Below are 4,776 nucleotides of genomic sequence, written 5' to 3'. Positions count from 1 at the left end.
GCCGGGAGCGAGGGCGGTGGCTCCCGTCACGGCGGGGCCGAGCAGGGCCGCGAAGTAGCCCGAGAGCCACGAGCGCTGGTCGGCGTCGAAGGGCGCGGTCTCGGGGATCAGGACGAGGGGGGGCGCGACGTGCTGGGTCATGCGGCGGCCTTCAGGGCGGGCTGTTCCTCGGCGGCGTCCCGCAGGGCTTCGGCGCCAGTGCGGGCGGTGAAGGATTGGAAGCTCTCGTCCGGGCTTTCCCGGCGGGCCAGGTAGGTGCGCAGCAGCGCCTCGACCCGGAACGGCGCGTCCTCGGCCTTCACGGCCTTCCAGATCTCGGTGCCGATCTTCGGGTTCTCGGCGAAGCCGCCGCCGACCACGATGTCGTAGCCCTCGACGGTGTCGCCCTCCTCCGAGACGACCACCTTGGCGCCGATCAGCCCGATATCGCCGATGTAGTGCTGGGCGCAGGAATGGTGGCAGCCGGTGAGGTGAACGTTCACCGGCACGTCGAGCTCGGTGACGGTGCGCTCGACATGGTCGGCGATGATCAGCGCGTGGCCCTTGGTGTCGGAGGCGGCGAACTTGCAGCCCCGGGCGCCGGTGCAGGCGACGAGGCCGGAGCGGATGCCGGCCGCCTTGGTGGTCAGGCCGAGTTCGAGGATACGGCTCTCGACCTCGGACACCTTCGCATCCGGAATCCCTGAAAAAATAAAGTTCTGCCAGACGGTGAGGCGGATCTGGCCGTCGCCGCAGTCGCGGGCGATCTCGGCCAGCGCCCGGACCTGGTCGCTGGTCATCTTGCCTACCGGCAGGACGACACCGATCCAGTTGAGGCCGGGCTGCTTCTGGGCGTGGACGCCGACATGGGCGAACCGGTCGGTGGGCCGGCGCGGCGCCACATGGGCGGGATCGACCCGGTCGAGCTTGCGGCCCAGCTTGTCCTCGACGGCGGCGATGTACTTGTCGAAGCCCCAGGCGTCGAGGACGTACTTCATCCGGCTCTTGTTGCGGTTGGTCCGGTCGCCGTTCTCGATGAACACCCGGATGATCGCGTCCGCGACCGCGTTGCAATCCTCGGGCTTCAGGACGATGCCGGTGTCGCGGGCGAGGTCCCGATGGCCGGAGATGCCGCCGAGCACGAGGCGCATGTAGACGCCCGCGGCCACCGCGGCGCCGTCCAGAACCTCGATCGCCTGGAAGCCGATATCGTTGGTCTCCTCCAGGGTCGGCATCACGCCGCCGCCGTCGAAGGCAACGTTGAACTTGCGTGGCAGGCCGTAGAGCGAGCGGTCGTTGATGATCCAGTTGTTCCAGGATTTCGCCAGCGGGCGGGTATCCAGCAACTCCTGGCTGTCGATGCCGGCGGTGGACGAGCCGGTGACGTTGCGGATGTTGTCGGCCCCCGAGCCGCGGGCGGTGAGGCCGATATCCACGAGCCCGTCCAGGAACGGCTGGGCGTGCTCGGGGCCGATCTCGCGCACCTGCAGGTTGGCGCGCGTCGTCACGTGGACGTAGCCGCCGCCGTGCCGGTCGGCGAGGTCGGCGACGCCCGCGAATTGCCAATGGTGCAGGATGCCGTTGGGGATCCGCAGGCGGGCCATGTAGCTGACCTGGTTCGGGGCGACCCAGAACAGGCCGTGGTAGCGCCAGCGGAAATTGTCCTCGGGCTTCGGCTGCTTGCCGGCGGCGGCATCGGCGATCAGGCGGTTATGGCCGTCGAACGGGTTCTCGGCGCGCTTCCACTTCTCCTGCTCGCAGAGCTTGCCGCCATCCTTGACGGTCTTGTCCTGCGCCTTGATGTGGATCGCATCCGGCCCGGTGGGCTCGGCCGGCGCGGCCGGGCCCTGCCCGATCGCCAGGCCGCCGGTCAGGCGGGCCGCGGCGACGCCCGAGGCGAAGCCTTCGAGGTAGCGCTTCTGCTCGGGGTTGAAGCCGTCCGGGGCGGTCTGTGGGGTGGTCTCGGCCATCTGCGCCTCCCTGGATCGCTCGCCGCCGAAGTGGATGCCGGTTAGGCGTAAGCGAGCGTGTAAAATCAAAGGCTTAGTTCCCCTGCCGATCGGCCGGGGAACTAAGCAGCCAGTTGCTCGGGCGCCGGGCGCCCGAACATCAGATCATCGAGGTTCTCGACCGGATCGCCGGAGCGGATCAGGCCCTTACAGGCGCCCTGCTCGGCGATGTCGCCCACGAACACGGCACCGATCAGCCGGCCGTCCCGCACCAGCAGCTTGCGGTAGAGCCCGGCGCCGGGATCGGACAGGACGATCGCCTCGGCATCCTCGGGGGTGTCCACCAGGCCGGCGGAGAAGACCGGCAGCCCGGAGACCTTGAGGCTGGTGGCGAGCGACGTGCCGGCATAGGCGGCGCTCTGGCCGGCGAGGTGGCGGGCCAGGGTGTCGGCCTGCTCGTAGGCCGGCTCGACCAGCCCGTAGATCAGGCCGCGATGCTCGGCGCATTCCCCGAGGGCGAAGACGTTGGCGTCCGAGGTGGTCATCCGGTCGTCGACCTTGATCCCGCGGCCGATCTCCAGCCCCGCCCCCTGCGCCAGGGCAACCGAGGGGCGCACCCCCACGGACATCACCACGAGGTCGGCTGGGAGTACGGTCCCGTCGGCCAGGATCAGGCGCTCGACCCGGCCGTCACCCTCGACCCGGGCGGTGTCGGCCTTGAGCAGCACCCGCACGCCGCGGGCCTCCATGGCCCGCTTCACCAGCCCCGCGGCGTGATGGTCGAGCTGGCGCTCCATCAACCGGTCCATGACGTGGAGCAGGGTCGTGTCGACCCCCAGCCGTGCCAGGCCGACCGCGGCCTCCAGCCCGAGCAGGCCGCCGCCGATGACGATCGCCCGGGCGTGCTGCACGGCGACCTTGCGGATCGCCGCCACGTCGGCGAGGTCGCGGAACGTGATCACTCCGGGGAGGTCCATGCCGGGCTTGGGCAGGCGGATCGGCAGGGACCCCACCGCCAGCACGAGCTTGTCGAAGGGCAGAACGTGGGTCTCTCCCACGATCACCAACCCGTTCTCACGGTCGATCTGGGTGACCGGGGCGCCGGTGATCAGGCGGATGCCGTGGGCCGCGTACCAGTCGAGGCCGCGGAATTCGCAGGCCGCCTCGTCGACTTCGCCACCCAGCAGCGAGGACAGCAGGACCCGGTTATAGGCAGCCTTCGGATCGGCGCCGACGCAGGTCACGTCGAAGCGGCCGGGCGACCCTTCGGTCAGGCGCTCCAGGAAGCGGAGCGAGGCCATGCCGTTGCCAACGACGACGAGCCGCTCGCGTGGAAGGCCGGTCTCGGCGCGCGAATCGTGTGCGCTGGTATCCATTGGGGATGTCGCCATCTCTCGATCGCGTCGGGAACCTCGAGTGCAGGATCGTCGGCGGACCGCCCACGAAAAAGCCGCTGCCGGTCATCCCCCGGGGCAGGCTTCTGCCGCAGGAGAACCGGATCAGCGGCCTCGCTGACGGCGCTGCCCGTCGCCGTTGACGGACGCGAGCTATCAAGCAGATCCTGTGCCAAGCACGATCCGCATCGGTAAGGTGTTCTGATTGCGAAATAAATTTCGGTAGCCTAGAAGGCCTTGCACGCTGAAGCGTGGTGCATTGCACTGCATAAAAAGCAGGCGGGTGGTCGCTTAAACGATCATCGCCGTGGCGGCCGAACTGGCGTCCCGGCGGTCTTTGCAAACGTGAACAGACGGCAGCGGCATCGCCCTCCGCCGCCATTGCGGGCGGAGCGAAGCCACGTAAGGGTCCGATACGCTTGGAGAGCGGCCCACGATGGGTTGCTCCGCTCTACTCGCAAGGGCGGAGAAGCAGCGAACTGCCCACCGGTTCGGGTCAGATACCCGATGCGATTCAGATCAGGGTCGAGAGCATCGCCAGCAGGCCCAGGGTCGGCATAGCGCCGGCCACGAGGACCCAATACCAGGACGGGACACCGCCGGCACGGCGGTTGTCGTTGCTGGCGCGCGGAGCCTTGGCGCCGCGACGAACATAGCGTCGGAGCTCGATCCGGCTGCGCGGATGCGATGTCGACGATTCGGTATCGAGTTTACGGCATCCGGGCATGGCGAAGCGACAACGGCCGAGACCTGGCAACGTTCCCGATCCGCCGCATCCCGGCAACGGCCGAATGACGAAATGCGCGTGGCGTCTGCTGCCGCTCAGAGCGCCATGGCGGCCCGGTACAGGTCGGACCTGTAGATGGCGGCTGCTTCGGCCTCAGGGTGTCGCCCCGGCGGGATCTGCTGCGCGGCAGCCATCTGTGCCACGAGCCAGCGCGCGGCCTCGGGCCGCGGCTCCTGCACGGCCGCGCCCAGGTCGAGACGGCTCGGCATCGGCCGCGTCGCGCCGACCGCGTCCAGCATCGCATCGCCTGCGAAGCCCCGGGCCACGAGTTCGACGTCGAGGTCGAGATAGGTCCGGTGCGCGAGGCAATGGATCAGGTCGGTGCGGTTGGCCGGGTCCGCGCACCATTGGCCGGCCCGCGCCACCGCCCGGACGAGGGGCAGCAGCGCGTCGTCGAGCCGGCCCGACACGGCAAGGACCTTCTCGGGGGCGTCCGGTGCGAGGTCGCAACCGAGTGCCGCAATCCGCCCGTGGCCGGCCGCCACCGCGACATCGTTCCAGGGCGCGCCCGCGCAGTAGCCGTCGACCAGGCCGCGGGCCAGGGCCTCGACGCTGTGCTGGGGTGGGACCACGACCGTGCGGAAGGCCGACGGGTCGAGGCCGCCGGCCTCGGCGAACAGCCGCAGCTGATAGCTGTGGCAGGAGAACGGATGCACGGTGCCGAGCG

At 69.6% G+C, this 4,776-nt stretch carries 4 protein-coding genes; all 4 read right to left on the bottom strand.

From position 1 onward, the window contains the following. Nucleotides 1–137: 137 nt before the first annotated feature. Nucleotides 138–1,949 carry a NirA family protein gene (locus FV228_RS20630; protein ID WP_147856327.1) on the bottom strand — a complete coding sequence of 604 codons (1,812 nt, stop codon included), beginning with the start codon at nucleotides 1,947–1,949 and terminating at the stop codon, nucleotides 138–140. 101 nt (nucleotides 1,950–2,050) lie between these two features. Continuing rightward, nucleotides 2,051–3,304 carry an FAD-dependent oxidoreductase gene (locus tag FV228_RS20625; protein ID WP_246693968.1) on the bottom strand — a complete coding sequence of 418 codons (1,254 nt, stop codon included), beginning with the start codon at nucleotides 3,302–3,304 and terminating at the stop codon, nucleotides 2,051–2,053. 532 nt (nucleotides 3,305–3,836) lie between these two features. Further along, a complete protein-coding gene (locus FV228_RS20620; protein WP_147856325.1) occupies nucleotides 3,837–4,079 on the bottom strand; it encodes a hypothetical protein in 243 nt (80 codons plus the stop codon). 65 nt (nucleotides 4,080–4,144) lie between these two features. Further along, the coding region (locus FV228_RS20615) for an ABC transporter substrate-binding protein (protein ID WP_147856324.1) at nucleotides 4,145–4,776 on the bottom strand (632 nt) is incomplete at its 5' end.

The sequence above is a fragment of the Methylobacterium sp. WL18 genome (genome assembly GCF_008040015.1).
In the GTDB taxonomy this organism is placed as follows: domain Bacteria; phylum Pseudomonadota; class Alphaproteobacteria; order Rhizobiales; family Beijerinckiaceae; genus Methylobacterium; species Methylobacterium mesophilicum.
This window is presented reverse-complemented; position numbering and strand designations above follow the sequence as displayed.

Bases quoted from the DNA above. Each gene is read 5' to 3' on its own strand.
- FV228_RS20630 (WP_147856327.1), bottom strand. From the start codon at position 1,949: ATGGCCGAGACCACCCCACAGACCGCCCCGGACGGCTTCAACCCCGAG.
- FV228_RS20625 (WP_246693968.1), bottom strand. From the start codon at position 3,304: ATGGATACCAGCGCACACGATTCGCGCGCCGAGACCGGCCTTCCACGC.